Genomic DNA, 26670 nt, shown 5'->3' with positions numbered 1-26670 from the left:
GTAAATTAATTGATTTCGTTGTTTTTCAATCCGGGGATTAGTTTGCCTCTTGGAAGGTCAAAAGACCATTGAATATCTGAATAATACCGATCGACAATACTTCGAATTAAAGTTAGTCTCATTGGTATACTGTTTAACCCTTTAACGATAAAAATTCCATCTTGTTCTTTCTGTTCAAGACTTGTTCTCCCTCGAAATTCTACAGGATAATTATTGCCTTTATCATCAATGGCTTGCCATTGATCAATATCAGGATTGCCCGTATTTATATAGGTACCCTTAATTTCGAAAACTCCCGCCGATATTGGTTCTTGATTCTCAATAACTCCAGCCGCTATTGCCGCTTGTTGATCAGGGTCCTGAGTGATTTTAAAGGATTTGAACCTTACGATATCACCAGAATGATTAAATACGGCATTTTCTTTGCTAAGCTTTGATGGATTAATGACTATGGAACCCTCGCTCTTCTCGGGTATGGAGTATCCATCTAAAACCATTTTTATGTGTTGTGTATCATAAGGCAGATCAATAAAGGTATAAGCCCAATGAACCCCTTTTTCAGTACGCTTTGATGTAACTCCCACTAACATATCAAAAGAGCCTAGTCCATTAACTTGTGATATTATTTTTCCTTGTTCATCTTCAAAGTGGAACATCAGTTTCTGCTTTTCTTCCATATCAGCCGGAACTTTATTTCTTACTTGTTGGCTTAGTGATGTTGTAAGTTCCAATTTGACTCCACTCGGGGTATGGGTAAGTCTATTCATTTGAATCGTCAGGCCTTCTGGGGTAACATAGCGCTCGTCCAACTCATCTACAGTAGTCAGAGAAGCTGCTCTAGTCAAATCCACGGGAAAAGAAAATTTCCAGTTTCCTTTGGTTTCCTTGATCTTATCAATAAGACTCTCTACAATAATCGTTGATGAAGTAAGTTCCCCTTTATAAGTGTATTTATAAACATATACACCACCAACATATCCTGTAATCCCACTCCCTAGGCCGACTTCATTTCCTTGCTCATCTTTAACGATAAGTTTCTCTGGATCGAATCCGTCTTTAATCGGTTGTCCAAAACGGTCAGTGATCTTCAACGCTATGGTGAGTCTGACCGCATCTGCTGAAACTTCATTTATCTGAATTCTGTACCCGTGACTACTAACATTTATTCCTGGATCTTGAATCAGACCTAATTCTCTGGATTGTAGTAGTCCAGGGTCTAATGAGGCGTCAGATGAAAACATGGAACGAACGAATTCCGCTATAGATGGACTTGCAAATATTAAGGAGCCACACAATATGAGAATCGTCGCAGCAGCAACCGTCCATCGTTGTATGGTTCTATTTGTCCGGTGAGCAGACTCTCCAGACGGGAGATTCATTTGCACTGGCTCTCCGACAGGATCTATTGTGGTTTCTTGTATTTCTTCCATGATTTTGTTTGTGAATGAAGAAGGCAATGCATCCGGGAATAGGGCATCAGAGAATTCAGATTGTTCTTGCAGGAGCTGATTGTAACGAGCCAAACACTCCGGGCAGTTTTCAATATGCTTCTCCAACTCATCCAGTCGCCCACTAATGAGAGACTCTTCCATCTCCACAATGCTCCAACATTTCATTTAAGTCCACTCCTTCCTTTGTGAGTAATTTATGAAGTCTTTTTTTAGCCCGATGCAATCCGTTTCTGATTTGATTAATACTGTACCCTGTAATTTGCTCCATCTCTTCATAGGTCAGGTCATTTGTATATCTCAGTAATATCATTAATCTGTATTTGCTTGGAAGCTTGTTAACAAGAGCGGAGAGTTCTTTTCTGTTTTCCTGGTGTATAGCTTCGCTTTCCGGATTAGGTAGTGAGCTTAAGAGATCGTTGGTGATTTCTAGATGAACCTGGTGCTTCTTTCCTCTGTATCTATTCTGGAATATATGAATCGAAATTGTGTATATCCATCCTGCAAAACTTCGGTCTGTGCGATGACTTCCCAGCTTCCGATAAGCTGTTATAAAGGTTTCCTGTGTCATATCTTTTGCATCTTCAGTAGAGGCTCCCATTTTTAAAAGCAGGCCATAAATCTTGTTTTTATATTTGTCTACCAGGAAAGTGTAGGATGCCTTATTTCCTCTTAAAACATCGTGGATTATGCTAAGCTCCTGTTCCCTGTCGTTCATTTGTAATCCTCCTTTCCTGCTGTTCTACTTCTAAGATGCAAAAAACCATTCAATATTCTCACTTCATTACAAAAAAAATTTATAACAGACCAGTTTCAGATGGAAGAGAGGAGATGGAATATAAAGAAGCAAGGCTCGTTGTTGCGATTCAGATTTCTTTTTTTCTGCTGAAATTATTTTTCTTTAGTATAATTGCCACTACTGTGCCTTATCATTTAGAAAAGAGATTGTAAAAAGCCTGCACCCCATACCGGGATTACAGGCTTCTTGCTGATCAGATATAGAGTAGTTCAGGATTTCATGAATTCTATGCTTCCAACTTGGGAATCAACTGCTGGACATGTGCCCGCCATTATTCCTGGTTTGCCATATTTCCCTCGCAACTCTTTTCAATGTCTGTCCCTTTTACTCAAAATGTATACACATGATCCCCGGCATCCGCCCAGGCTAATGTTCCATCCGGCATCCAGCCCAGGAGGGTGCCTGCGGATATGAACGTGAAGGTCCGCTCCTGAGTGTCGTAGACCTGGATGGTTCCTGTGCCGGATTTGAAGGCTGCGAATCTGTTGTCAGGTGACCAGCGGAGTTCAGAGAGCAGTAAGTCATTGTGCGGCTGCTGCTCATGCTCTGCGAGATCCTGCTTCAACTGGTCCGTGATGCGCTTATCCTGCATAACCGTGGACGTTCCGCTTCCGGTATTGTATCGGATTTGGCCGAGAGGGTTCTTCTCACCTCTGTCTGCGGGAAGAATCAGATGCGAATCATCCTCCCAGGTCAGCGAATAAACGAACAGGAAGCCGTCACTGTGGGAGATGAAGGCAGCGTTCTCCTTGGAATGCAGTATTTTCCCCTTCTGATCCAGCACCGTCAAGTCTGCCCCGGGGCCAATGAACTCGTCATGTGCGGTTAATACAGCGATACGCTTACCGTCAGGCGAGGAGGACATTCCATAGACCGGCTTGTTGAACACATGAAGCTTCGTACGGGTGAAGGCCTTCAAGTCTACGAGATACAGCGTCTTATTGCCTGAGATCATATAAGTGAAGTCCCCGTAGAAGCGGTCAGAATACATCTCATGGTATCCGTAGTCATTGCCGAAGGCATCCTTATCCTGCGGAAAAGCCGGAATCTCCAGCGCCTCGCCCTTCAGGGCTTGCACCAAATGATGCTTCTCCTGTCCGTAGAACAGATAGGAGGGAGCGGAGGATTCAGCAGTTTGAATCGAATTGATCCAGCCCGTGTTCCAGGCAGGTACTACGCGCCGGGTACCGGAGGTGATGCCCTGGAACAGCAGGCTGCCTTGACCAGCCTGGGCTCTAACCACAACCGTGTTGCGGTACGGCTGCTCGGTACTGGCATACTTGCGCCCATCTGCGGTGACGGCTTCATCCAGGTTGAACGTCCCGGACCAGGCGCTGCTCTCATCCAGATGCAGGCGGATTTGCACAAAGCGCGGGGACTCCCATTCCAGCGTGTAACGGAACTCTGCCTCGGGAGTACTGGTCTGTAGACTTTTCTTCAGCGCTTGCTCCAATGATTGTTTATTGATATCGGTGTTCGACTTCATCTGTATCAGTTGCCCGCCTCCGCCGATAATTCGCAATTGCTCAATGTAGAGCAGTGGCTCTTCCTCGCTCGAAGGTGCTGAAGCGGAAGGTGTGGCTGACACAGCCGTAGGCAATCCGGTGGTTGGGGAAGCGGTCGATGGAGCTGAGGAAGAGCCATTAACAGCGGCCTTGTCTGCTCCCTGACATCCTGAGAGCAGAGCCGCAGCCAGCACAATTGCTGCCATATAGCGCATACATAAACCTCCTGTTGTCTTCAATTATCCTTTTGTTTTCAGAGAATAGATAGATTTTCCATATTGTTATGGACGCGGATGCTGCGCAGAAGTTGCAGATGCGGGTTTGACTTCAATTCTCTGCATGGATACCATGGAAGCAAAGATATGGCTGTTATGCCACAAACAGAGGTGATCCTAAATGATAAGAGAAGTAGAGATGCAAACGCATTCCTTGAAAGAAATGAAAGACTTTTATGAGAATACTCTTGGGCTGGTGGTAGTCCAGAAACTTTCAGCCTCCTTTAGTGTACAAGCAGGGGCGTCTACTCTAACCTTTACTGAGTCTGACCCAGGCAGACAGCCGAAATATCATTTTGCGTTCAACTTCCCTGAGAACCAGATAGATGAAGCGTTGCTGTGGATCACTGGGGCTCGTTCCTTGGCAGGATTACAATAGCCAGTTCGCCGCTCTGGGTGACGAGCATGGGTTAATTATTGCAGTGAGGCAAGGCCGGATATGGTTCATGTCTGACCAGGAGAAAGCTTATCCGCATCCGCTAATGATTAGGACGGACGTCTGTGAGATTACGCTGGATGATTCGGAGGGGACGCAGGTCCGGCGGCTTCGTTAAGCTAACCGTACAGAATGAGTATAACGGTTCTTTCTTTTGACTCCCCGGCTCCAATTCTATACCCTTGAAATTACATAATAAGGAAAGCGAGTGAACTTATGAATAGAAGCGCTGACAGGCTGAACGTTGTCATTCGGGACACGGAAGGGGTTAAGCTGTCACGCCAATACACTTCCGTGTAAGCACAACAGATACGGAGGGATAGCTTTTGAAGAATAAGCAAGCAGCCTTTGAGTACAGTGGGGATTATTATGAAGCCATCGGAGATTTCATGCGGGAGCAGTATTTGAAATACGGTTTCGCCCAGGGAACGATGCAGGAAGCAGACTTTTTAATGGAGTTAATGAATCTGCGGCGGGGTACTCGCACTCTGGATATTGGCTGTGGTCCAGGGCGGCATAGTCTGGAATTGGCCCGGCGCGGAATCAGAACAGTAGGCGTGGATATTTCTGCGGAATTTATCAGGCACGCGAATCGGGAAGCTGCGAGGGACAAGCTGCCGGCAACATTTCTGGTGGCGGATGCCCGCGAGTTGATGTTTGATAGGGAATTCGATGGTGCGATCTGTCTCTATGAAGGAGCTTTTGGACTGGCAGGCAGTGAAGAGAATCACCGGAAGGTCCTTAGAGGGGTGCAGCGGGCGCTGAAGCCGGGTTCCTTATTCGTGCTTACGGCAATTAATGTACTTAACTTAGCCCGGAATATACAGGATGAATCTTTATTTGACCCGTATTCCTGCACCGTAATCGATAAAGAAGAGATCCACAGCCCCGAGGGCGAATCCAAAGAAGTGTTGATTTACACTACCGCATTTACCTTCCGTGAATTGCAGATGCTGCTGGTCAGTGAAGGGTTCGTAGTAGAGGCCGCATATGGTTGTAGCCCAGGACAATTCGGCAACCAGCCCTTACAGCTCGGCAGCATAGAGATTATGATGGTTGCCCGCCGTAAGTAAACAGTAGTGGTGAATAAGCAGCGGTAGCCGTGGCTCTTAAGGGTCCAGGGTACCGCTGTTTGGTTTGTAAATATTCTCTATAGGTTTGCAGTTTATCCCGTTACAGATGTCGTCTAATTAATGAGACTTCATACATATGTTCATTCCGGGAGCTGAGCTGAATCTGTTATGAGAAAATCAAATGTTCTATCGTTGCTGTTCATATTGTTGACGCTTGGGTGTTGGGCCAGCGCATTGTGGATTCATGGGATGGTCGGCGTTTATGCCTGGCTGGCACTGAAATTTGCAGTTCCTGCTGTGGGAGGGATATGGGCTGTCGTTAATTTGATTGGGCTGGCGGCTAAGCTTGTGAGGTGTGTACGTCCAAAGGGACTGTTGCTGAACATAGGAATATCAGCTGTACTGATTAGCCACTTTCTTTTGACCATGAATATCATTCCGCTTGCCTATCCAACAGCTATTGCAGCCACTAAGCCGGGGCTTACAATTCAGCTGCCGCTTCAGTCAGTGAGTGTTGTCGGCTGGGGTGGAGATGCCGTAGAGGATAATACGCCACATGCCGTTTGGCCCTCCGAACGCTGGGCTTATGATCTGGTGATGGAACCCTACAACACGGGGAGCCGTAATCCTGAAGATTACGGCATCTGGAATCAGGAGGTCTATGCACCGCTGGACGCAGTGGTTATCGCTGCTTATGATGAAGAGGCTGATATACCGCCCGGTTCGGAGGATATTCTATCAATGGAGGGTAATTATGTCTATCTGAAGGTTCCGGCTACAGGGACATATCTCTTGCTCAATCATCTGAAGCAGTATAGCGTTACCGTTACTGTAGGCGACAAGGTGCAGACAGGTGACCTGCTCGGACACGTTGGGAACAGCGGCTCCACCTCTGAGCCCCATCTGCATATCCACCATCAGCGCCAAGATCCTACACGCATGTGGATGCCTATTATGGCGGAGGGGCTGCCGTTGTATTTTGATAATGCCGAGGGCGGATCTATGCCTGTTAAGGGTGAAGTGATTGTGCCAAACTTGGTGCATGAAGAAGAGTGAACCTTTTCCCCGCTCCATTTGTTAATAACTTGTCAGGCTCTGAGTAGTGAAGCTTAACCAACAAAACGGGGGGATTACAGGTGTCTATGATATTGGCTATGCACATTGCTACACATCTGCTTACGGGCAGTTTCATTGTATCGATGGTGCTCATGCGCTATGAGATTTCTTTCAGGGAAAAGATTGTTCTGCTCGGACTGACCTCGTTCTTGGGAATTGTGCCGGATCTGTTGGGGAACAGATATGTATCTCCTTGGTCGCATTCCATTATAGTCATGGGGCTGGTTATGGTTCCAATTGTATTCCTGTTCAGGCTACTGCTGAAAAAATATTCGTATATCCACTTGTACCTATGTTTTGCTGGGAGTGTGCTGGGGCATATTCTGGTGGATTATTTGGGACATGGGGTCCATTTGGTCTATCCGCTGTCCAGCGAAGCTTATACCCTGCCCTTGATCTATCTCGGTGATCCTACGGTATGGGTGCCTATGTTGGTGGGGGTTATGAGTTTTGTATTTCCGGTGTCTTTGGGCAAGAGACGGGTGCTCAATGCAGCCTGTGCTGTGCTTCTTGTCCTGTACCTCGGTCTTAAGCTCGCCATGCTGATGCAGCTGGAGCAAGGGCTTCCGCGTAAGTTCACGCTAACTCCACAGGCCGCAGTACAAGTGTATCCGCTTGGGGATAATCAGGTTCATAGACTTACGGATTTTTGGAAAATGGGGTTTGACGTCATCGACTCCCAGCGCAGGGTGCTTGGGGTGTTGGCTGTACCGGGCGGTGGCATCCGGTTGGATGCTAACCTAATCTATGCCGTGAAGGGGGACGTTGTCCGCAGCAATACGGGAAAAGACGGACTGGAGTATGTATACCGGATGCCCCCTGCCGGGGATGAGGCTTCATTTGAGGTGATGGAGGAGAGCGGCGACGGGCCTGCGGTTGAGATTGTTGCACGGGACCGGGAAGGGAATCCCCTCCATTTCATCTATAAGGATGGAGAGTGGTAGGAAGAATCGAAGATTGCAAAGTAGGGGGATAGCACGTGGAAGACATTCAAGCACTCATTCAAAAGCTAGACTGGGATACATCTGAAGGCGAACAAGCGGAGGCTATTCAGAAGCTTCAGGACATCCAGGATGCGGAGCTTCATCTATTGTTGCAGCCGTTAGGCAAAGAGTATTGGGGCGGAGCGGCGGAGGTTATTGTTAAGCTGGGCTATCCCCGGGTGAAGCCTATCCTGCCGGGACTGCTGGAGTGGATTCAGGATATGAATTGGCCGGGATCTCGCCGGATTGCTCCTTTTTTGAGAGAGGTCGGTGATCCGTTAATTCCATATATTCAAGAGGTATTCAGGAATTATAGTCAAGATGAGGAATGGATGTACTGGATCTTCGAAATGATTATCGTTTACTGGAACAAGGAACAGATCGCTCAAATTCAGGAGGAGCTAATCCGGCTAACTGGAGGGACCACAATTGCTCTGAAGGCCTTGCGGACGCTATGGGTCCACCAGATCTATTCGGGAGAAGCAGTTCTACTAATATTAGCGGACAAGAAACAGAGAGCCCGTGCAGAGATTGTGGAGCTGGACAGCGCGTATCCCGGCATTGATTGTGAAGCGCTGCAACGAGGATTCCGTGAAGTGATCTCCAAACCGGGATTATCCAAATTTTATATTGAGCAGCATCAGGAAGAGTTCAACTTCTGTGACCGGAAAATCCAGTCTTCATGACTTCATAAGTGAAATTGAGGAACTGGTCAGTGAAGTATCAGGCTCCGAGTAGCATCACGCGCTGAAGGATCAGTCAGCCATAATACACGCTATCCACTTGGTACAAGGTTTGCTCGATCACCGGGCAGAGGGCGGCATCCGTCTGGTGGAATTTGACTTGGAAGTACAAGCTCTTGAGGAAGTTCTTGATGTTGTTCTTCTGCCGGAAGGCGGGAAGGAAATCTGTACTTGCACTCACTTTGGCCTCATAAAAATATTGAATCCACCGCTCCACATCATCCTTACTTAGGAGTCGTCTATTCAGGACGCTGATTACAGCTCTTACCATTCGCTCGTCCTCGCCATCCGAATATACCCGATCCGTTATGGTCATCTTGCTGTGAATTAAATGCAGGATGTCCATGAGATCCTTATGCTCCAGCTCCGAACACTGCGCCAGATCGTCCAGAGCATCCGCCCCGTGCGCGATGGCATGAGCCCAGCCCTTATCTTCATCGTACCCGCGGTAATCCCGCTCTTCTTGTATGCTGTACAACACCTTCTTCTTGACCTCATGAATCTGCTCCTGTGAGAGGAAGGGAGAGGCTCTATGTCTGATGAGCAGCAGCGGTACAATGAGCATGGAGAAGGAGCGGGTGAACACGGAATCTGTACCCTGTTCCCCAAGCTTATAATGCAGATGGTCCGTATCCAGCGTGGTGAGGAGGAGCTGTTCCAGTTCAGGCACGGACAGCACATCGCCTGGAATCCAGTGAGAGAAGGTGGTGTAGATGAGATCATCCCGCAGTTCAGCATCTATAGAACCGATATGAAGCAGCATGTCTTGCGCCAGTGGGAAAGCGTCCGGGGGTGCCTGATAGTTATTGGTTTGGATGAATTGGAGCGTTTCTTTGATATTCAATCTGTGTGCCTCCTGCTGTTGAGATGATGTTACTTTCGCCATTCTATCACTGTTCAAGGACGGATGTTATCTCAAAATAGCCTGCACCGCAATCGAGATGCGGTACAGGCTGTCTGTGGCGGGTGCGTGACCACTTGCTTCACTATCCGGCCTGCTTCGCAGGCCGGAGGCGGCGGATCAGCTTCGCCAGCTCCATCACAATGACTGCGCCTAGGGCGAGTCCGGTGGCGGTCAGCCAGTGGTTCATTCCGAACGTGGCAGGGATTGAGAAGATCTCACGGACACCAGGCAGGACCGCAATGCCATAGAAGGCGAAGCAGATCATGACCGCGCCGATTACATATTTGTTGCTGAAGAATCCTGCTTCCACAGAAGTCTGGCTGTTGGAGCGGGCTGCGAAGGTCTGCAGGGTGCGCGCCAGAATGAGTGTGGTGAAGGCCATCGCAATTCCCATTTCATCCGAATGCTGCAGCCCGATATACTGGGAGATAATCACGGCAATCCCGATTAGCAGACCACGGGTAATCACTGCCTGCATCATCCCGCCTGCAAAGATGCCTTCGCTGATGTCCCGCGGCTTGCGGCTCATTACATCCGGCTCGGCCTTTTCCATGCCTAGCGCAATCGCCGGGAGGGAGTCATTCGCCAGGTTAATGAACAACAGCTGAATGGCCGTGAACGGATTGATCCAGTCGAAGATCAGGGCGAACAGGATGGCGATAATCGCACCCAGATTGCCCGCGAACAGATAGGCGATCGCCTTCTTAATGTTATCGAACACTGTCCGGCCAACGGCCACTGCATTTACAATCGATACGAAGTTATCATCGGTGAGGATCATAGCTGCCGAATCCTTAGCGACATCGGTTCCGCTGCCCATCGCAACCCCGATATCGGCTTGCTTCAGTGCAGGGGCATCATTGACACCGTCACCAGTCATGGCGGTGATTTTACCCTTGCGCTGCCAGGCCCGGACGATCCGGATCTTGTTCTCCGGGGAGACGCGGGCATAGACGCCGATCTGCTCCAGCCTGCTGTCCAGCTCCTCTTCGGACATCGCGTCCAGCTCCTGGCCAGTGACGGCGATTTCGTCCTCCGCCATCAGTCCAATGTCGCGGCCGATCGCCTGGGCGGTGGTCTTATGGTCCCCGGTGATCATAATCGTGCGGATACCTGCTTTGTTCGACTCGGCAATAGAGCCATATACGGCTTCGCGCGGCGGGTCAATCATCGCCGACAGGCCGACCAGAACCAGGTCCTGTTCATCTTCAAGGCCCACCTCTGTCACCGTGTCCGGTACATTCTTATAGGCGTAAGCAAGCACGCGCAGTGCTCTGCTGGAGAACTGTTCGTTGGCTTCATTGAAGCATTCCAGGACCTCCTCTGACAGCGGAACCTCCTGGCCCTCCAGCAGGACATGGGAACATCTGCTGAACAGAACATCCGGGCCGCCTTTGGTAAGCAGGGCCTTCTGTCCTTCGAACGTATGCAGCGTGGTCATTAGCTTTCGTTCCGAATCGAACGGCAGCTCGGCCTCGCGCGGGAAATTATCGCGGATCTCGCGGTAATCCCTGTCCTTGTTGTTGCTGAAGGCAATCAGTGCTACCTCGGTCGGGTCGCCCAGCTCCTTGCCTTCTTCATTAATATTGGAATCGTTACAGAGTACGGCGATGTGCAGCAGCTTGCGTGCTTCTTCCGACCAGTCATCGGCCTTCAGCTTGAACTGCTCCTCCGGCCCTCCAGGGAGGAAATAATCGACAACCGTCATCTTATTCTGGGTTAGTGTTCCGGTCTTGTCCGTACAGATGACACTCGTTGATCCCAGTGCCTCTACTGCAGGCAGCTTACGGATAATAGCATGCTGACGGGCCATCTTGTTCGTGCCCACGGAGAGCACAATGGTTACGATAGAAGACAACGCTTCGGGGATAGCGGCGACGGCTACTGCTACAGCGAACATCAGGGCATTCAGGATGGCTTCGGTGGTGTCCACCGTGTCATTCGAGAGCCAGACGCGTGCGGCCTGAATGGCGAAGATCAGCACAGACAGCAACAGGACAGCGATTCCCAGCTTTTTGCCGAAGCTCTCCAGCTTGCGCTGCAGGGGCGTCTGCTTGGCTTCAGCACTCTCGATCAGCCCGGCAATCTTCCCGAGCTCGGTGCCGAGTGCCGTTCCTGTAATCACCAGTGTTCCCCGGCCATAGACGACCAGTGAGCCGCTGAAGGCCATGTTGCGCCGGTCGCCCAGCGGAGCCTCCTGAGGGATAGGGTCGGTATGCTTATCCACGGCTTCAGATTCGCCGGTCAACATGCCCTCGTCAATCCGCAGACTCCCGGATTCAATAATCCGTCCATCCGCAGGCACATAATCGCCAGCCTCCAGGAAGACGATGTCGCCCCGGACCAGCTCCCTGGCCGGAATCGACAGTAAGGCCCCGTCCCGCATGACCTTGGCTTCGGGTGCGGACATTTTGCGCAGGGCGTCCAGTGAGCTCTCCGCCTTCCGGGTCTGCACCACACTGATTACAGCATTCAGAATCAGCACCACGAAGATGATGACGGATTCCATAATATGTCCCATTACGATCTGAACTGTAGCCGCGATGAGCAGCACAATGACCATAGGATCTTTGAAATTCTCCAGAAACAGCTTCCAGAGCGGGTCCTTCGCTTTGCCCTTCAACTCATTGTAGCCTTCCTTGGCCAGCCGGTTATCTACTTCAGCAGACGTAAGCCCGCTTGCGGAACTGCCTACTTCTTCCAGGGTTTCTGATATATTGCGGCGGTAATATTCCATCAGGTACAAGCTCCTCTCCCGTATGTTATTCTTTAGTCTGTATGGTCCAAATTTACGTTATATAGTATGACAAGTTTCAAGATTTTCAGTACGGGCGGCTAATTACTTATACCCCAATGAGCGGTTTTTGTATAAAATTAGTGAAGAAAATTAATTGGGGGGGCAGGACTTCGCTATTGAACCGGACACTGTTATATGTAATGTTGTTTATTGTATTCATTCTCATAGTATCCACGTTTGAGCCCTCAGCCATAAGTGTGGTACTCGTGACAGTGATAATAACTTTGCTCAAATATGTCATTACATTAATACATGAACTTGGACATTATTTCACAGGTAAATTAATAGGCTACCCTGTAAAAGCAGTAATTATCGGAGATCGAAAACAGTTCTGGATAGTAACTTTTTGCGGAACGCAATTTATTTTCTGCTACGGATTTGGTGGGCTAACTCTTATGCAGAGTGAAAATAAGCCCAGCAGGCTGAGGTATTCCATTTTCGCTCTCGGCGGGGTGATGTTACAGCTAGTTATCATTAGTATGGTTTACTTCACACTTGGAATCGGCAGCGAGGATAATTATTATCTTCCATTATGGTTTATAGTTCTAAATGTATGGACAATCATGAGTAACTTATATCCAAGTATCATTGTGAGATATGAAGAGAACTACTTCAGCGATGGTTTGCTTTTGAAAAAAATATGGTTGGATAAGGAGAGCGACAGATGATCCTGCAACCGAAGGGTAAGACGCTAAGGGCCATGCCCAGGCGTCTTTTTTGTACTTTTTAGAGCAAAACCCATAAATAGTGGTATTTTTCCCAATGAGGGGTTCCTTATGCCGAAGAGGGACAAGCACTATAATATGAAGGCGGTTACAAAAAACCGAGGATGAATATAAAAGGGGAGGCAAAGTATGAAAAGTATGAAGCGTGTTTTAGCGGGGCTCTCAACAGTACTCGTGATGTCATCTGCTCTGGCAGGATGCGGCGGGAACTCGGGTAATAGCTCGTCCGGCGCAGCTGCAACAACAGCTCCGGCATCGAATGCGGCAGAGGCAACCAAAGCTCCGGATGCGGGTAGCGGTGAGAAGGTAACGATCAATCTGTGGAGCTTCACCGACGAAATTCCAAACATGACTAAGAAGTATTTGGAAATTCATCCAGAGGCAAATGTGGAGTTCAAAACTACGATTGTTGCAACTACAGATGGCGCATATCAGCCTGCGCTTGACCAGGCTCTAGCTGCCGGCGGCAAAGATGCGCCTGATATTTATGCTACTGAAGGCGCATTCGTACTCAAATATACACAAGGTGATGCATCCACTTTTGCAGCCAACTATGCGGACCTGGGCCTTACTGATCAAATGGTTAAGGATGCAGGCATCGCTCAATATTCTGTTGATATCGGCAGCAAAGAGGGTCAACTTAAGGGTCTCGGCTATCAGGCTACAGGCGGAGCCTTTATCTATCGTCGCTCGCTTGCCAAGGATGTGTTTGGAACTGATGATCCGGCCAAGATCAAGACAGAGGTTGGACCCGGCTGGGATAAATTCTTCAGTGCAGCAGAGAAGCTGAAAGCTAAAGGATATGCCGCAGTTTCCGGTGACGGCGATATCTGGCACGCGATCGAAAACAGCTCTGATAAAGGCTGGATTGTTGATGGCAAGCTGCATATTGATCCGAAGCGTGAAGAATTCCTTGATCTCTCCAAGAAGCTTAAAGACAATAACTACTATAACGATACGACAGATTGGCAAGAAGCCTGGTTCGCTGATATGAACGGCACTGGCGAAAAACCAGTCTTCGGTTTCTTTGGTCCCGCTTGGCTCATTAACTATACGTTAAGCGAACATGCCAAAGATACAAAGGGTGACTGGGCAGTTACTGAATCACCAACAGGATTCTTCTGGGGAGGCACTTGGTTGCTCGCTAACAAAGACGTAGTCAAGGACGAAGCCAAGAAAAAGGCTGTTGCAGACTTTATCAAGTGGGTAACACTCGACACTACTGAAACCGGACTCCAGTACTACTGGGCTAACGGAACGTTGAAAGATGGCGAGCAAGGCGCGAAGGACAGCGTTGCTTCCTCCGTTGTTATGGATAAGTCAAAAGGTGACTTGGAACTCGTAGGCGGACAGAACATTTTCGATATCTTTGTTCCGGCGAATGCCAACGCTTCCGGTAAGAACTTGACTGCATTCGACGAAACGATCAACAAGCTCTGGCGTGATCAAGTACGCGAATATACTGCAGGCAATAAGGCCCGTGATAAAGCAATCGAAACCTTCAAACAGCAAGTCAAAGATCAACTTAATATCGATAGCGAATAAAAATCAAACGAAGGGGCGGGGAGTCATCCCGCCCCTTCATATCAACTAAAGGGGTGAGAGCATGCGCCGCAAAGGTGTGAACTACTCTAAATTTGGCTATATTTTTACGTTTCCGTTTGTTTTGGCATTTCTGATCTTCTCACTCTATCCGATTTTGTACACCGCATTCATCGGGTTCACTGATTTGCAGGGATTAATACCAAAACCCATACATATTTTGGATAATCCTTTTCAGAATTTCAAAGATTTGATCCTTAGTAATGCCTCCTTCCGGAAATCTCTGATTAACACCGGGTTGCTCTGGTTCCTTAACTTCGTTCCCCAGATCCTTCTTGCACTCTTACTCACTGCATGGTTCACTAACCAGCGTCTTAAAATTAAGGGACAAGGCTTTTTCAAGGTTCTGCTGTACATGCCAAATGTTATTACTGCGGGTACAATCGCCTTGCTATTCAGCACTTTGTTTGGCTATCCGATGGGTCCGGTAAACAGCTTTTTTCAAATGATGGGCTGGTCCGACGCTCCAATCTTCTTCCTTCAGGATAAGACGGTAGCGCGGGGCATTGTGGCATTCATCCAGTTCTGGATGTGGTACGGAAACACCATGATCATCCTTATCGCAGGTGTTATGGGTATCAATCCTGCGCTCTTCGAGTCTGCGGCGATTGACGGTGCAAACGGAGTTCAGACGTTCTTCCGGATCACGCTGCCAAGTTTACGTACCATTCTGTTATTTACGCTGATTACATCGATGGTCGGTGGCTTGACTATGTTTGATATTCCGCAGCTCTTCCTTGCAGGCGGACCGGATGACTCTACGCTTACCACGTCCATGTTCATTTATGGGCAAGCCTTTAAAGGAAGCTATTTATACAACCGCGCTGCTGCTGCGAGTATGATTATGTTCTTGATTTCAGGGATATTGTCTGCATTTGTGTTCTATCTAATGCGTGACCGTGACGCGGCAAGACTCAAAAAAATCGAAAAAATGCATCGGAAATCCAACAAGAGCAGCCAAAAGGGGGGCGTAGTACATGGACAATAAACAAAAAGACGGAAATGTCACCCGGACGATCAATAAAACGATTATCTATATCGTTTGTATCAGCCTGGCGGTGCTCAGCATTTTACCGTTTTGGATCATGTTTGTAAACGCCACCCGCTCTTCAGCACAAATCCAAGGCGGTCTCTCACTATTGCCTTCATCCCATATGATGGACAACCTGCGGGTGCTGCTCGAAAAGAGCTTCGATCCGATTCAGGGGTTCATGAATTCATTTATTATTTCGGCTTCGGCCACTCTCCTGACTGTCTATTTCTCATCCCTTGCGGCGTACGGTTTAGTGACTTATAGCTGGAGGCTGCGCGGGGCATTCTTTACCTTTATTTTGTGTGTAATGATGATTCCCTCTCAGGCAAGTGCTATTGGTTTCTATCAGTTCATGTATAAAATACATTGGACCAACAGCTTCCTTCCGCTGATTCTTCCTGCAATTGCTGCGCCGGCGGTAGTGTTCTTTATGCGCCAGTATCTGCTGGCCACGCTGTCGATTGAGATTGTGGAAGCAGCACGCGTGGACGGGTCCGGTGAGTTCAAAACCTTTAACCGCATTATCTTGCCGCTGATGGTTCCGGCAGTCGCGACGCAGGCAATCTTCGCCTTCGTGGGCAACTGGAACAACTTGTTCATGCCGTTAATCCTCCTTACTCAGAAGGAGAAGTATACGATGCCGATCATGGTCAGCTTGCTCCGAGGGGATATATACAAGACCTCATTCGGCTCGATTTATATGGGGCTGGCGCTGACCGCATTACCGCTGTTCGTAGTCTACTTCCTGCTGTCCCGTTATATCATCGCAGGTGTAGCACTGGGCGGAGTCAAAGAATAACCGGATCAGGATTGCTGTGAAGACAAACCATACTGCAGAGAAGGCCCATTCCGGTGGATCATTCTACTGCAGTTTTTTGTGTGCGGCCGGTTGAATGAACATCCGGCATCGGGTAAGGTTGAAGGATCAACGGATAGGGGGTAGCAGATTGAAAATCGGATTATTAATTATTGATCTGCAAGAGGTCCATGTGAGCGAGGTAGAGCAGAAGAAGATTGACCGCGCCTGTGAGTATATCAATTTTGTCTCGGGATTGCTGCGCGCCAAGGGGCATGCCGTCATTCATATTCAGGACATTGAGGGCATGGAGCCGGCGGAGGAAGCGAAGTTCGCGATCATCCCCGGAGTTGAGGTTCAGGAGACGGATTTCAACGTGAAGAAGGAATACTCGAATGCCTTTTGGAAGACGGATCTGGAAAAGCTTGTGCGGGAGCAGGAAATTGATCTGCTGATCCTCTCTGGATATGCCGCAGAGCATTGTGTTCTGTTCACCTATAATGGTGCTGCCGAGAGGGGAATTAAGGCGGTGCTGTTGCAGAATGGGATTCTAAGCCCGCACAAGGATGTAATTACGGCGGCTTACCGAGACCGGAATCTGATTTCGTATCCTGTGATTCAGGCCCTGGTGCAATCTTAGCTGGGAAGGAACGACGGATGATTGCGAAGATATGCTAGGAAGCTTGAGATGATGTGAGCAAAAACACCTCCGGCGCCGAATGGGCCTTGAGGTGTTTTTGGTATGCTGTGCTGTGCTTGCGTGCAGTTATTTACCCTCAGTACGGGCTAACTCCGCATGCACGATAGGGGCCACCTTGGTGCCCAGCAGCTCAATGGCACGCAGGACCTCGCGGTGCGGCATGTAGCCGACATTCACATGCAGGAAGAACCGTGTCACGCCGAGATTCTTGCGCAGCAGGATGAGCTTCTCGGCCACGTATTCAGCATCGCCGACATAGAGGGCGCCGCGTAAGCTGCGGGCATCATCGAAGGCTGCGCGGTTATACGTGCCGCCCCAGCCGCGTTCGCGTCCGATGACATTCATCTGGGCTTGGGTAGATGGGTAGAACAAAGCCGCGGCCTGTTCATTAGTTTCACCTACGAAGCCATGGGAGTGTGTGGCAATCTGCAGCTTGTCGGGATTATGCCCCGCGCGTGCTGCGGCTTCCTTGTACAGGTTCACCAGTGGAGCGAACCGCTCCGGCATTCCACCGATAATGGCGAAGGCAATTGGCAGACCCAATGTTCCGGCCCGCACGGCAGATTCGGGATTGCCGCCGCTGGCGATCCAGACCGGAAGCGGGTCCTGAACAGCGCGGGGATAGACCGGAAGATTGTGAATCGCCGGACGGTGCCCGCCGCGCCAGGTGACCTTCTCGGAGGCGCGGATCGCCAGCAGCAGCTCCAAATTCTCCTCGAACAATTCATCGTAATCCTCCAGACTGTAACCGAACAGCGGGAAGGACTCAGTGAACGAACCGCGTCCGGCCATAATCTCTGCCCGGCCGTTCGAGAGGCCGTCCAGCGTAGCGAAATCCTGGTAGACCCGCACCGGGTCATCTGAAGACAAGACGCTGACCGCACTGGTCAGTCTAATCCGCTTGGTAGTCGCTGCCGCTGCGGCGAGGATTACAGCCGGGGCACTCCCTGCATAATCCTTACGGTGATGCTCGCCTATTCCATATACGTCCAGGCCCACTTGGTCAGCGAGCACAATCTCCTCAACAGCTTCCCGCAGCCGTTCTGCATGGCTGATCGTCTGCCCTGTCACCGGGTCAGGTGTTGTCTCCAAAAACGTGCTTATCCCAATTTCCATGATTCTCTTATCCTCGGCCATAATGATCCGCCCCTTTCTTCATGTCATCATTCTACTATACTTTTTAATGTTTCTCAACTTTAGTAAGTGTAATGAGTAATATTTATTATTATATACGGAAGACTCCTTAATTAGCAGGACGCACCAATGTAATCGGAAAACCGATTACAATTGGACCGGTGGTATTATCCCCTTCAAGTAGACACTCGTAAAAACCCTCATGTGTTAACATGAGGAAGTGAGTGACCATGGAGGGGATTTTGGTATGGCCAAAAAGGGACAAGTATTTCAATCGTACACAGAGGAATTCAAGAAAGAGGCTATTCAAGCCTATTGTACAGGAGGGGAGAGCTATAAGGTCGTCTCCGACAGGTTGGGGATTGTGAACTGTACCCAGCTTAAAGTATGGGTAAAGAAATATCGGAATGGGGAGCCACTCCATACACCAAAAGGGGTAACAAGCCCCTTAAAAGGACGTCCACGATCTACATTTGCCAGTATAGAAGAAGAACGAGATTACTTAAAGGCACAGGTGGACTACTTAAAAAAGCGGTATCCAAATCTATAAAGGGAGGGAAGCTTGGACTACACGACAAATACGCCATCCTTGAAGAACTACGAGACCAACATGGCGTCACCCGCCTATTAGCCATTGCAGAGGTATCGCGGGCGAATTACTACAAGTGGCGAGGTACACAGGCTCGACGAATGGAGGCCCATGAGCAAGAGCACGCTATGAAAGAGCATATGGTGGCGATTCACCTGGCTCATCCCTATTTCGGGTACCCTCGAATGCAGGCAGCCCTGCGGGAGGCAGGCTACCTCGTCAACCACAAGAAGGTATGGCGGCTCATGAAAGAGCTATCGATCCAGTCCGTCATTCGCAAGAAAAGGCGTCGTGCGGGCTCTGCTCCTTCCGTGGTCTACCCGAACCGGTTAAAGCGTAAGTTTCATGCGACAGCCCCACAGCAGAAGCTAGTCACGGACATTACGTATATCTCAGACGGCACCCGCTTTTATTATCTGTCTGCGATTCAGGACCTCTTCAACAATGAAATTGTAGCTTGGCAGATCTCGGAGCGAAACGACGTAAACCTCGTCCTGGATACGGTGGAACAGTGGACACGGAAAAGAGACGTGTCTGAGGCCGTGCTCCATTCGGACCAAGGCTTTCAGTACACGTCTCAGGCGTACAACACACGATTAGAGGCATTCAGCGTCAAGGGCAGCCACTCTCGCAAAGCAACCTGCCTGGATAACGCCTGCATCGAATCCTTCTTTTCGCATCTGAAGACAGAAAAGTTGTACCTTCACCAGTGTAAGTCAGAAGCAGAGATTCATCAAGCGGTGGAGGAGTATATCTACTTTTACAATTACCAACGTTTTCAGGCAAAACTGAAACAGCGCGCGCCGATTGAGTATCGGCACGCGCTGGCTGCTTAGCTTTTTTTATCTGTCTACTTGACAGGGGTATGACCACCGGATGCGGCGCGTAGGCAAAATGTAATCGAAAAACCGATTACAATTGGACCACGGGTGCGGCGCGTAGGCAAAATGTAATCGAAAAACCGATTACATTAGGTAGGTACCTGCGGTCTGCGTATCTTCCTACGCCAAAGAGACCGGGTTGCCCCGGCCTCTTTGGCGGCCTGCTGTCGTCAGGATTTATCTTTCTTGACGGCAAGCTGTACAATCATAATAACAAGAACGAGCAGTGCGATGAGCTGGTCTGTACTCATGGTAGTCCGAACCTCCAATCCCGTAACAAGGATGGCTCTTCCGGACCTGCATCTCCTCTCCAAGAAGCTGCTTCGTTCCCCATAATCCAGCCTATGTATTCATACATACACTTAGTACTTAAGCATATAAATATTATTGCAGCAGACGCCAGCTGGGCGGGGTGGCAATGCTGCTGAACAGCCTAGTGCTACGCAGGTGAACCTTCCAGCTATTTTTATCTTGTACTTCGGATGAGGCTGCTTTAGTATATATAAATTGGCTTATATTTATATCTACTGTAAGGAGTGCATCGGGGGAATGCTGCAGATCAAATGGGGGGCTGAATTATGGTTGTAATAGCCTGCCTGATTTTTGTTGTGACTTTAGTTTTTGTGATCTGGCAGCCGCGGAATTTATCGATTGGCTGGTCCGCCTGCGGCGGGGCGATTCTCGCGCTTGCGGCAGGAGTGGTCAGCTTCGGCGATGTTCGTGATGTGACGCTGATTGTATGGAATGCGACGCTTGCCTTCGTAGCGATTATTCTAATATCCTTAATTCTCGATCGTGTCGGCTTCTTCGAGTGGGCGGCGCTGCATATGGCGGCGGCGGCACGCGGCAACGGCACGCTGATGTTCATCTATGTGATCGTGCTGGGTGCAGTCGTGGCGATGCTGTTCGCCAATGACGGGGCAGCGCTGATTCTGACACCGATTGTGCTGGCGATGGTCCGGGCGCTGAATCTTGACGAGCGCAAAGTCTTTCCTTTTATTATCGCCAGCGGCTTCATTGCCGATACCACCTCGCTGCCGCTGACCGTCAGCAATCTGGTTAATATTGTATCCGCCGATTTCTTTGGTATCACCTTCATGCAGTATGCAGGACATATGTGGCTACCGACCTTGTTCTCGCTTGGAGCAAGCATTCTGGTCTTATATCTGTATTTCCGCCGCAGTATCCCGAAGGAGTATGACACCGCTGGCATGAAGCTTCCGGGCGATGCTATCAAGGACCAGCGGATGTTCCGGCTATCCTGGTTCGTACTCGCGCTTCTGGTAGGCGGATATTTCGTCAGTGAATTCCTGGACATTCCGGTATCCGTGGTAGCAGGAGTAATCGCAATCTGTTTCCTGCTGATGGCCCGCAGAAGTCCTTACGTGAAGACGATGGAAGTGGTCAAGGGAGCGCCTTGGGCGATTGTTTTCTTCTCCATTGGCATGTACGTGGTAGTGTATGGACTGCGTAATGCGGGACTGACGGATGTGCTCGCAGAAATGATCGGCGGAATTGCGAAGCACGGGCTGTTCGCAGCCACGATGGGGATGGGCTTCCTGGCCGCGCTGCTCTCCTCGGTGATGAATAATCTGCCGACGGTGCTGATCGGGGCGCTGGCCATTGATACCGCACATGCCGCGGGTCTGGTGAAGGAGGCTCTGATCTACGCCAATGTTATCGGTTCGGATCTGGGTCCGAAGATTACACCGATCGGTTCACTGGCCACCCTGCTGTGGCTGCATGTGCTGTCCGGCAAGGGTGTGAAGATCTCCTGGGGCACCTATTTCAAAATAGGCATTATCCTCACCGTTCCCACACTGTTGATCACGTTACTGGGTCTATATCTGGAGCTGAGGTGGCTCTGATCAGGAGCTGCATAAGCGAACAAGGGGCCACGACCCCATGTCACAATATACAAGGAGCGGTCCAGACCTTAGTCTGACCGCTCTTTTTTTACATTCTAAGCCAGATCATTCCTTCTTTCCGTGTTCCTGCTCCGGGTACTTCACAACAGGCCATTTCACCTTGCGTAGGGCGTTCATCAGCTCCGGCCCGGCATGAAGATTGCTGCTGACCAGCTCATGGGGCGTGAGCGCCATCCATTGGTTGAGGGAGACGTCGGCGAAACGGTCACTGCGGAATATTTCCAGGAACCAGAGCGTCTCTGTGCCGGTATTCTGAACATAATGCCCCTGTGCAAAAGGCACGTAGCCGACATCCCCGGCTCTTACATTGAAGGTACGCGCATCGCCGTTGCCTCCGAAGACGGTCATTCGTCCTTGCCCGCTGAGGTAATACTGCCACTCGTCGTTGTTCGGATGCCAGTGCAGCTCCCGCATCGCCCCAGGCTCAATCTCTACCAGCGCCGCGGCGATATTCCGGGAGATGGGGAAATTGCTGGAGTCGACTATCCGCACACTGCCTCCCGGAGTCTTGAGCGGCGGCTGGGCCATCAGCCGATGCTTGAAGCTCAGCGGAATCTCCCCGTAAGGCGATTCGATCCGCTGGCTCGCAATTGGACCGGGCACCTGATCCTGATAGATGTACACCTGCTCCGTGGGAAGATAGGCGAATGCGGATTCAGGTACACCGAAATTCGCGGACAGGACTTCGCGCGGCGTATGGGCGAACCAGTCGGAGATGGACAGGGTGTTCAGATCCGAGAAGCCTCCGTCGTCGAACACAAGCAGGAATTCACATCCCTCAGCCAGACCCTGAATGGAATGCGGGATGCCTGGAGGGAAATACCACAGATCGCCGGGACCGACATCGGCAATGAAGTTGCGGCCATTCTGGTCCACGGCTGTAATCCTTGCGCTGCCCAGCAGCATGTAGGACCATTCCGCCTGCTGATGCCAGTGCAGCTCACGTACGCCGCCCGGCGTCAGGCTCATATTCACGCCCGCAAGCGTAGTGGCTACCGGCAACTCCCTGACCGTCACCTCACGGGACCAGCCGCCATGATTCAGCTGCATATGGGCGTCAGAGAATGAGAACTTCAGGTTCGGGATCAGCCCGTTGTCCGTCACCGGAGGAAGGAACATGTCGGGATTCTCCCGGTCGCGCATGACGTCACGTGGACCCAGGTCGATATTGCCTGCACCGTCACTGCGTATGGGCTGGGGAATGACGGGCTGGCCTGGAGAACGGGGATGCTCAGGATTCATCATATAGGCTCCTTTCTGGAACGCACAGCATTTCAAGAAAATATATGCGCAAATGTGATAATATTTGACTACCGGACAAAGATCCGTACGATAATCAGAGAGCAGGGTTAGAACCAATGACATTAAGTGGACAAGAACGCTACCGCTTCAGCGAAGCGCCTATATGGGAATTGCAGCGCACCTATTATGAACAGCTGGGTCTCCAGGCTTGGGCCAATGACCAGGTTCCGCAGTATATTACAAGCAATCCGATGATTGGAACGGCGTATGCGGAGATCATCTTCGGCTTTCTTCAGGACCGTGCGCAGAAGGGATTCACTACAGAGACGGTAGTGGTGCTGGAACTGGGTGCAGGAGTGGGGCGTCTGGCGTTCCATGTGCTCCAGCAGCTGTGTGAGCTGATCCAGTATGCAGGCGTGCTGCTGCCGCCGTTCCGTTACGTGATGAGTGATTTGCCCTGGAAGAACATTGAGGGCTGGCAGCAGCATGAGGGGCTTAAGCCTTTTGTAGAGCAGGGAATGCTTGATTTCGCCCGCTTTGATGCGGTCCGGGATACGGAGCTCTCCTTAACGCAGAGCGGATTGGTGATTAAGCCCGGGGAGCTGGGGCAGCCGCTGATGGTGATTGCCAACTACTTCTTCGACAGTATCCCGCAGGAGCTGCTCTATGTGGATGAAGGCATGATCTATGAATGTGAGGTCTCGCTGAAATATCCTGAGCAGTCTGCTACGATGGGGCCGTCCGAGGTGCTCCGTGACCTGGTGCCGGAATATCATTACAAACGTGCAGCGGGCTATGAAGACAGCTCGTATCCTTATCATGATGTGATCTCGTTCTATCTGGACAAGCTGGAGGATTCACATGTGCTGTTCCCGGAGGCAGCCCTGTCCTGCATGGAGCGTCTGGGGGCACTCTCCCGGGGAAGCTTCCTGCTGCTCACTGCCGATAAGGGAGACCACCGGCTGGAGAACTGGGAGTTTGCCGAGCCGCCGAAGCTGATTCACCACGGCAGCATCTCGCTTACGGCGAATTATCATGCGCTGGTGCATTATTTTGAGCGGAAGGGCGCACATTCCCAGTTCACACAGCATCATTATAAAAATCTCAATGTGGGCTGCATCCTGATGCTGGAGGAGCCGATGCTGCATCCGCATACCCGGCTGGCCTACCGGCGGTTTGTCGAGCGGTTCGGGCCGGATGATTTCTTCAGCCTGAAGGTGTGGATCGACAAGAATTACGACACTATCGGCATGCAGCAGATTCTGGCCTTCTGGCGGCTGGGGGGATATGACGCGGAACTGTTCATTCAGAGCGCCGAGCGCATCTCAGCGCTGCTGCCGGATGCCAGCGACGAGGAGCTGCTGGACCTTCAGCGGGGGATCGACCGGATGTGGCGGGGCTTCTACCCGATGCCGCAAAAGTATGATCTGGCGCTGGACTGCGGCCTGCTGCTGTTCGAGATGGAGCAGTACGGGGAATCCCGCCGTTTCCTGGAGCATTCGCTTGCGACAAGTAGGGAGGAGCCGGTAATTACCGTGCTGTACTGCCTGGCAATCTGCAGCTATGAGCAGGAGGATGATGAAGCGGCGCTGGATTATACGCGCAGGTCCCTGCTGATCGAGCCGGAGCATGAGGAAGCGCTGGAGCTGCTGGCTGCATTGAGCCTGGACCCGGCAGACGCTTAGGATGCTGCTCCCGGCAGCCCGGCGTAAGTACTTTACACCCGGCGTGAGATTTGATATTCTGTATCCAATAATTTAAACGCGATGATGAGAAGAGTACATTCAGGTTCTTCCCTCACAGAGAGCTCCGGCTGGTGTGAAGGAGCAGGGAGGACTGAATGGAAACAAGCCTCTGAGCGGCTTACCGGAACCAGGCAGCAGCCGGGGATGGTACGACAGGAGCTCCTGTTATAGAGCTAGAGTATAAGCCCTGCCGGACGGCAGCGCCGTACTTGATGAGATTAATATGGTGACATATTAATAAACCTGGGGTGGTACCGCGAGAATTTCGTCCCCAAGACTTACGGTCTTGGAGGTGAGGTTCTTTTTTGTTGTATCCAGATAAAAGCGGCGTACCACCCATGAACAGGAGGAGATTGGAATGACAGAGAATAATGGACCGGCTCTGCCGGAGAATTATATGGATAGGCTCATTAGAGAAGATGTGGAGGCGGGAGCCTTCAGCCGGGAGATCTGCACCCGGTTTCCACCGGAGCCCAATGGCTATCTGCATATCGGGAGTGCTTTTGCCATCCACACGAATGTGGGGATCGCCCGTAAATATGGCGGATGCTTCCACCTGCGCTTCGATGATACCAACCCGCTCAAAGAGGATAAGGAATACGTGGAGGCGATCATCCGTGATCTTGAATGGCTAGGCTGCAGTCCCGGGGAGCACATCTACTACGGCTCCGATTATTCGGAGGAGATCTACCGCAGGGCAGAGACGCTCATTCTGAAAGGCAAAGCCTATGTCTGTGATCTGACGGCAGCGGAGGTGACAGCTTACCGGGGGAGCTTAACCGGGCCAGGGCAGGACAGTCCTTACCGCAGCCGCACGCCGGAGGAGAATCTGCGGCTGTTCCGGGCGATGCGCAAGGGGGAATATCCGAGCGGTGCCAAAGTGCTGCGGGCGCGGATCGACATGGCTACGCCGAACATGAATCTGCGAGATCCGGTGCTGTACCGGATTATTCATGCAGGGCATTACCGTACAGGCAATGCCTGGTGCATCTATCCCATGTATGACTTCGCCCATCCGATTCAGGATGCGCTGGAAGGGGTGACACATTCGCTGTGCTCGATCGAGTTCAAGGATCACCGGCCGCTGTATGAGTGGGTGCTGCGGGAGCTGGAGATCCCGGAAGCCCCGAGGCAAAGGGAATTCGGCCGGGTGAACCTGACGGGAGTGGTCACTAGCAAGCGGTATCTCCGGGAGCTGGTTGCCGGGAACTATGTGGACGGCTGGGATGATCCGCGGCTGCCCACGCTCAGCGGGCTGCGCAGACGGGGATTCACGCCGGAGAGCATCAGGGATTTCGTCCGGGAGATCGGGATGGTCCGGAATACGGCCATGGTGGATTTCTCGCTGCTGGAGCATTGCCTGAGACAGGATCTTAAGGCCAAAGTGCCGGCTGTCATGGCTGTGCTGGACCCGCTGAAGGTCGTGCTTACAAATTACGCAGCCGGGGCCTCTGAGCTGCTTCCGATCCCTAACAACCCAGAGAATGCTGAGCTGGGTTCAAGAGAGGTACCATTCTCCGGTACGCTGTATATCGAGCGGGCTGATTTCATGGAGGTGCCTGTGAAGGGCTTCCGCAGATTGGTTCCAGGCGGCGAGGTGCGGCTTAAGGGCGGTTATATTATCCGCTGCCATGAGGTGATTAAGGATGCGCAGACGGGGGCCATCCTCGAACTGCGGTGCACCTACGACCCGGAGACCAAGAGCGGCGGTACACTCAGCGGCCGGAAGGTGAAGGGGACCGTGCAATGGGTCTCGGCTGCTCATGCGCTGAAGAGTGACGTATATCTGTATGAGCAGCTGCTGACGGATAACAACGGGCCGAAGGAGGAAGGCGAGAGTTGGGAGGAATACATCAATCCGGGTTCCGTAACCCTGCTTACAGATTGCCTGCTGGAGCCGCTTGCGGGTAACCCTAAGCCCGGGGATACCTACCAGTTCCTGCGTCATGGCTATTTCTGCATCGACAGCAGGCATAGCACAGCTCAGAAGCTGGTGTTCAACCGAATCGTCCCGCTTAAGGATACCTGGAGGGGCAACACGGCCACATCCGCTGAAGCGTAATAAATACAAGACCTCACACACACATTCTGCGAACGCTGTATGCACTGGCTGCGCCAAGGCAATTTATAATAGCTTAAAAAGTTACACAATCAGCGATGCCCCTGTTACAGGAGCATCGCTGATTTGCATATGTGTCTGCCAAGCTGCCTGCACT

The 26670-nt window shown here is 50.8% G+C and carries 21 protein-coding genes, 1 pseudogene and 1 other annotated feature; of the genes and pseudogenes, 15 read left to right on the top strand and 7 right to left on the bottom strand.

What is annotated here, in order from left to right:
- Positions 1-5: 5 nt before the first annotated feature.
- Complete coding sequence (locus NYE24_RS15715; RefSeq protein ID WP_342479053.1) at positions 6-1616, bottom strand: DUF4179 domain-containing protein; 1611 nt, start codon at positions 1614-1616, stop codon at positions 6-8.
- Entirely contained in the window at positions 1573-2166 is a 594-nt protein-coding gene (locus NYE24_RS15710) for a sigma-70 family RNA polymerase sigma factor (RefSeq protein WP_036694860.1), read from the bottom strand. Before NYE24_RS15710 ends, NYE24_RS15715 begins: the two co-directional genes overlap by 44 nt.
- A gap of 35 nt (positions 2167-2201) precedes the next feature.
- Here NYE24_RS15710 and NYE24_RS15705 point away from each other — a divergent pair, with 35 nt between their 5' ends.
- The gene (locus NYE24_RS15705; protein ID WP_342479052.1) at positions 2202-2399 is read left to right on the top strand and encodes a hypothetical protein; all 198 of its coding nucleotides are present in this window, start codon (positions 2202-2204) and stop codon (positions 2397-2399) included.
- Between the two features lie 176 nt (positions 2400-2575).
- On the opposite strand, the gene NYE24_RS15700 is transcribed toward NYE24_RS15705, so the two are convergent.
- Complete coding sequence (locus tag NYE24_RS15700; RefSeq protein ID WP_342479051.1) at positions 2576-3967, bottom strand: hypothetical protein; 1392 nt, start codon at positions 3965-3967, stop codon at positions 2576-2578.
- 386 nt (positions 3968-4353) lie between these two features.
- Here NYE24_RS15700 and NYE24_RS15695 point away from each other — a divergent pair, with 386 nt between their 5' ends.
- The 5 genes from NYE24_RS15695 (at position 4354) to NYE24_RS15675 (ending at position 8321) form a co-directional block, all read left to right on the top strand.
- On the top strand, positions 4354-4581 hold the full coding sequence (locus NYE24_RS15695; protein WP_179090506.1) for a hypothetical protein: 228 nt from the start codon (positions 4354-4356) through the stop codon (positions 4579-4581).
- Positions 4582-4789: 208 nt separating this feature from the next.
- Entirely contained in the window at positions 4790-5536 is a 747-nt protein-coding gene (locus NYE24_RS15690) for a class I SAM-dependent methyltransferase (RefSeq protein ID WP_342479050.1), read from the top strand.
- Between the two features lie 426 nt (positions 5537-5962).
- Positions 5963-6592 carry a M23 family metallopeptidase gene (locus NYE24_RS15685; RefSeq protein ID WP_342479049.1) on the top strand — a complete coding sequence of 210 codons (630 nt, stop codon included), beginning with the start codon at positions 5963-5965 and terminating at the stop codon, positions 6590-6592.
- Between the two features lie 86 nt (positions 6593-6678).
- The gene (locus NYE24_RS15680) at positions 6679-7596 is read left to right on the top strand and encodes a metal-dependent hydrolase (protein ID WP_342479244.1); all 918 of its coding nucleotides are present in this window, start codon (positions 6679-6681) and stop codon (positions 7594-7596) included.
- Between the two features lie 35 nt (positions 7597-7631).
- Positions 7632-8321, top strand: coding sequence for a DUF5071 domain-containing protein (locus tag NYE24_RS15675; protein ID WP_342479048.1), 690 nt, complete (start codon positions 7632-7634; stop codon positions 8319-8321).
- 73 nt (positions 8322-8394) lie between these two features.
- Here NYE24_RS15675 and NYE24_RS15670 read toward each other — a convergent pair whose 3' ends face one another.
- Entirely contained in the window at positions 8395-9222 is an 828-nt protein-coding gene (locus NYE24_RS15670; protein WP_076160777.1) for a DUF2785 domain-containing protein, read from the bottom strand.
- Between the two features lie 142 nt (positions 9223-9364).
- Complete coding sequence (locus NYE24_RS15665; protein WP_036694869.1) at positions 9365-12019, bottom strand: cation-translocating P-type ATPase; 2655 nt, start codon at positions 12017-12019, stop codon at positions 9365-9367.
- Between the two features lie 176 nt (positions 12020-12195).
- Here NYE24_RS15665 and NYE24_RS15660 point away from each other — a divergent pair, with 176 nt between their 5' ends.
- From NYE24_RS15660 to NYE24_RS15640, 5 genes are all read left to right on the top strand, one after another.
- Positions 12196-12747, top strand: coding sequence for a M50 family metallopeptidase (locus NYE24_RS15660; RefSeq protein WP_342479047.1), 552 nt, complete (start codon positions 12196-12198; stop codon positions 12745-12747).
- A gap of 186 nt (positions 12748-12933) precedes the next feature.
- Entirely contained in the window at positions 12934-14349 is a 1416-nt protein-coding gene (locus NYE24_RS15655) for an ABC transporter substrate-binding protein (RefSeq protein ID WP_083678111.1), read from the top strand.
- Between the two features lie 61 nt (positions 14350-14410).
- On the top strand, positions 14411-15394 hold the full coding sequence (locus tag NYE24_RS15650) for a sugar ABC transporter permease (protein ID WP_036694878.1): 984 nt from the start codon (positions 14411-14413) through the stop codon (positions 15392-15394).
- Positions 15384-16238, top strand: a complete 855-nt coding sequence (locus tag NYE24_RS15645; protein WP_036694879.1) for a carbohydrate ABC transporter permease — start codon at positions 15384-15386, stop codon at positions 16236-16238. The genes NYE24_RS15650 and NYE24_RS15645 overlap by 11 nt, the downstream gene beginning before the upstream one ends.
- Before the next feature lie 148 nt (positions 16239-16386).
- The gene (locus NYE24_RS15640; RefSeq protein ID WP_341027153.1) at positions 16387-16875 is read left to right on the top strand and encodes an isochorismatase family cysteine hydrolase; all 489 of its coding nucleotides are present in this window, start codon (positions 16387-16389) and stop codon (positions 16873-16875) included.
- 126 nt (positions 16876-17001) lie between these two features.
- Here the strand turns inward: NYE24_RS15640 and NYE24_RS15635 are convergent, their stop codons facing one another.
- Positions 17002-18051, bottom strand: coding sequence for an LLM class flavin-dependent oxidoreductase (locus tag NYE24_RS15635; RefSeq protein WP_036694939.1), 1050 nt, complete (start codon positions 18049-18051; stop codon positions 17002-17004).
- A gap of 265 nt (positions 18052-18316) precedes the next feature.
- On the opposite strand from NYE24_RS15635, the pseudogene NYE24_RS15630 reads away from it, so the two are divergent.
- Positions 18317-19494 (top strand): annotated as a pseudogene (locus NYE24_RS15630) (IS3 family transposase).
- 623 nt (positions 19495-20117) lie between these two features.
- Positions 20118-21407: an arsenic transporter gene (locus NYE24_RS15625; RefSeq protein ID WP_036694881.1), complete on the top strand. Its 1290-nt coding sequence runs from the start codon at positions 20118-20120 to the stop codon at positions 21405-21407.
- A 105-nt stretch (positions 21408-21512) separates the two neighbouring features.
- Here NYE24_RS15625 and NYE24_RS15620 read toward each other — a convergent pair whose 3' ends face one another.
- A complete protein-coding gene (locus NYE24_RS15620) occupies positions 21513-22709 on the bottom strand; it encodes an oxalate decarboxylase family bicupin (protein WP_342479243.1) in 1197 nt (398 codons plus the stop codon).
- Positions 22710-22825: 116 nt separating this feature from the next.
- Between NYE24_RS15620 and NYE24_RS15615 the strand changes: the two genes are divergently transcribed.
- Positions 22826-24394, top strand: a complete 1569-nt coding sequence (locus NYE24_RS15615) for a tetratricopeptide repeat protein (RefSeq protein ID WP_342479046.1) — start codon at positions 22826-22828, stop codon at positions 24392-24394.
- 72 nt (positions 24395-24466) lie between these two features.
- Positions 24467-24730 (top strand) — a binding site (T-box leader).
- A gap of 82 nt (positions 24731-24812) precedes the next feature.
- The gene (locus NYE24_RS15610) at positions 24813-26516 is read left to right on the top strand and encodes a glutamine--tRNA ligase/YqeY domain fusion protein (protein ID WP_342479045.1); all 1704 of its coding nucleotides are present in this window, start codon (positions 24813-24815) and stop codon (positions 26514-26516) included.
- Positions 26517-26670: the final 154 nt, after the last annotated feature.

Source organism: Paenibacillus sp. FSL H7-0350 (assembly GCF_038593195.1).
GTDB lineage: Bacteria > Bacillota > Bacilli > Paenibacillales > Paenibacillaceae > Paenibacillus_AQ.
Note: the sequence above shows the minus strand (reverse complement) of the source record. Positions and strands in the feature narration are given on the sequence as shown.

Bases quoted from the DNA above. Each gene is read 5' to 3' on its own strand.
- NYE24_RS15715 (WP_342479053.1), bottom strand. From the start codon at position 1,616: ATGAAATGTTGGAGCATTGTGGAGATGGAAGAGTCTCTCATTAGTGGG.
- NYE24_RS15710 (WP_036694860.1), bottom strand. From the start codon at position 2,166: ATGAACGACAGGGAACAGGAGCTTAGCATAATCCACGATGTTTTAAGA.
- NYE24_RS15705 (WP_342479052.1), top strand. From the start codon at position 2,202: ATGCAAAAAACCATTCAATATTCTCACTTCATTACAAAAAAAATTTAT.
- NYE24_RS15700 (WP_342479051.1), bottom strand. From the start codon at position 3,967: ATGCGCTATATGGCAGCAATTGTGCTGGCTGCGGCTCTGCTCTCAGGA.
- NYE24_RS15695 (WP_179090506.1), top strand. From the start codon at position 4,354: ATGAAGCGTTGCTGTGGATCACTGGGGCTCGTTCCTTGGCAGGATTAC.
- NYE24_RS15685 (WP_342479049.1), top strand. From the start codon at position 5,963: ATGAATATCATTCCGCTTGCCTATCCAACAGCTATTGCAGCCACTAAG.
- NYE24_RS15680 (WP_342479244.1), top strand. From the start codon at position 6,679: ATGATATTGGCTATGCACATTGCTACACATCTGCTTACGGGCAGTTTC.
- NYE24_RS15665 (WP_036694869.1), bottom strand. From the start codon at position 12,019: ATGGAATATTACCGCCGCAATATATCAGAAACCCTGGAAGAAGTAGGC.
- NYE24_RS15655 (WP_083678111.1), top strand. From the start codon at position 12,934: ATGAAAAGTATGAAGCGTGTTTTAGCGGGGCTCTCAACAGTACTCGTG.
- NYE24_RS15650 (WP_036694878.1), top strand. From the start codon at position 14,411: ATGCGCCGCAAAGGTGTGAACTACTCTAAATTTGGCTATATTTTTACG.
- NYE24_RS15645 (WP_036694879.1), top strand. From the start codon at position 15,384: ATGGACAATAAACAAAAAGACGGAAATGTCACCCGGACGATCAATAAA.
- NYE24_RS15635 (WP_036694939.1), bottom strand. From the start codon at position 18,051: ATGGAAATTGGGATAAGCACGTTTTTGGAGACAACACCTGACCCGGTG.
- NYE24_RS15625 (WP_036694881.1), top strand. From the start codon at position 20,118: ATGGTTGTAATAGCCTGCCTGATTTTTGTTGTGACTTTAGTTTTTGTG.
- NYE24_RS15620 (WP_342479243.1), bottom strand. From the start codon at position 22,709: ATGAATCCTGAGCATCCCCGTTCTCCAGGCCAGCCCGTCATTCCCCAG.
- NYE24_RS15615 (WP_342479046.1), top strand. From the start codon at position 22,826: ATGACATTAAGTGGACAAGAACGCTACCGCTTCAGCGAAGCGCCTATA.
- NYE24_RS15610 (WP_342479045.1), top strand. From the start codon at position 24,813: ATGACAGAGAATAATGGACCGGCTCTGCCGGAGAATTATATGGATAGG.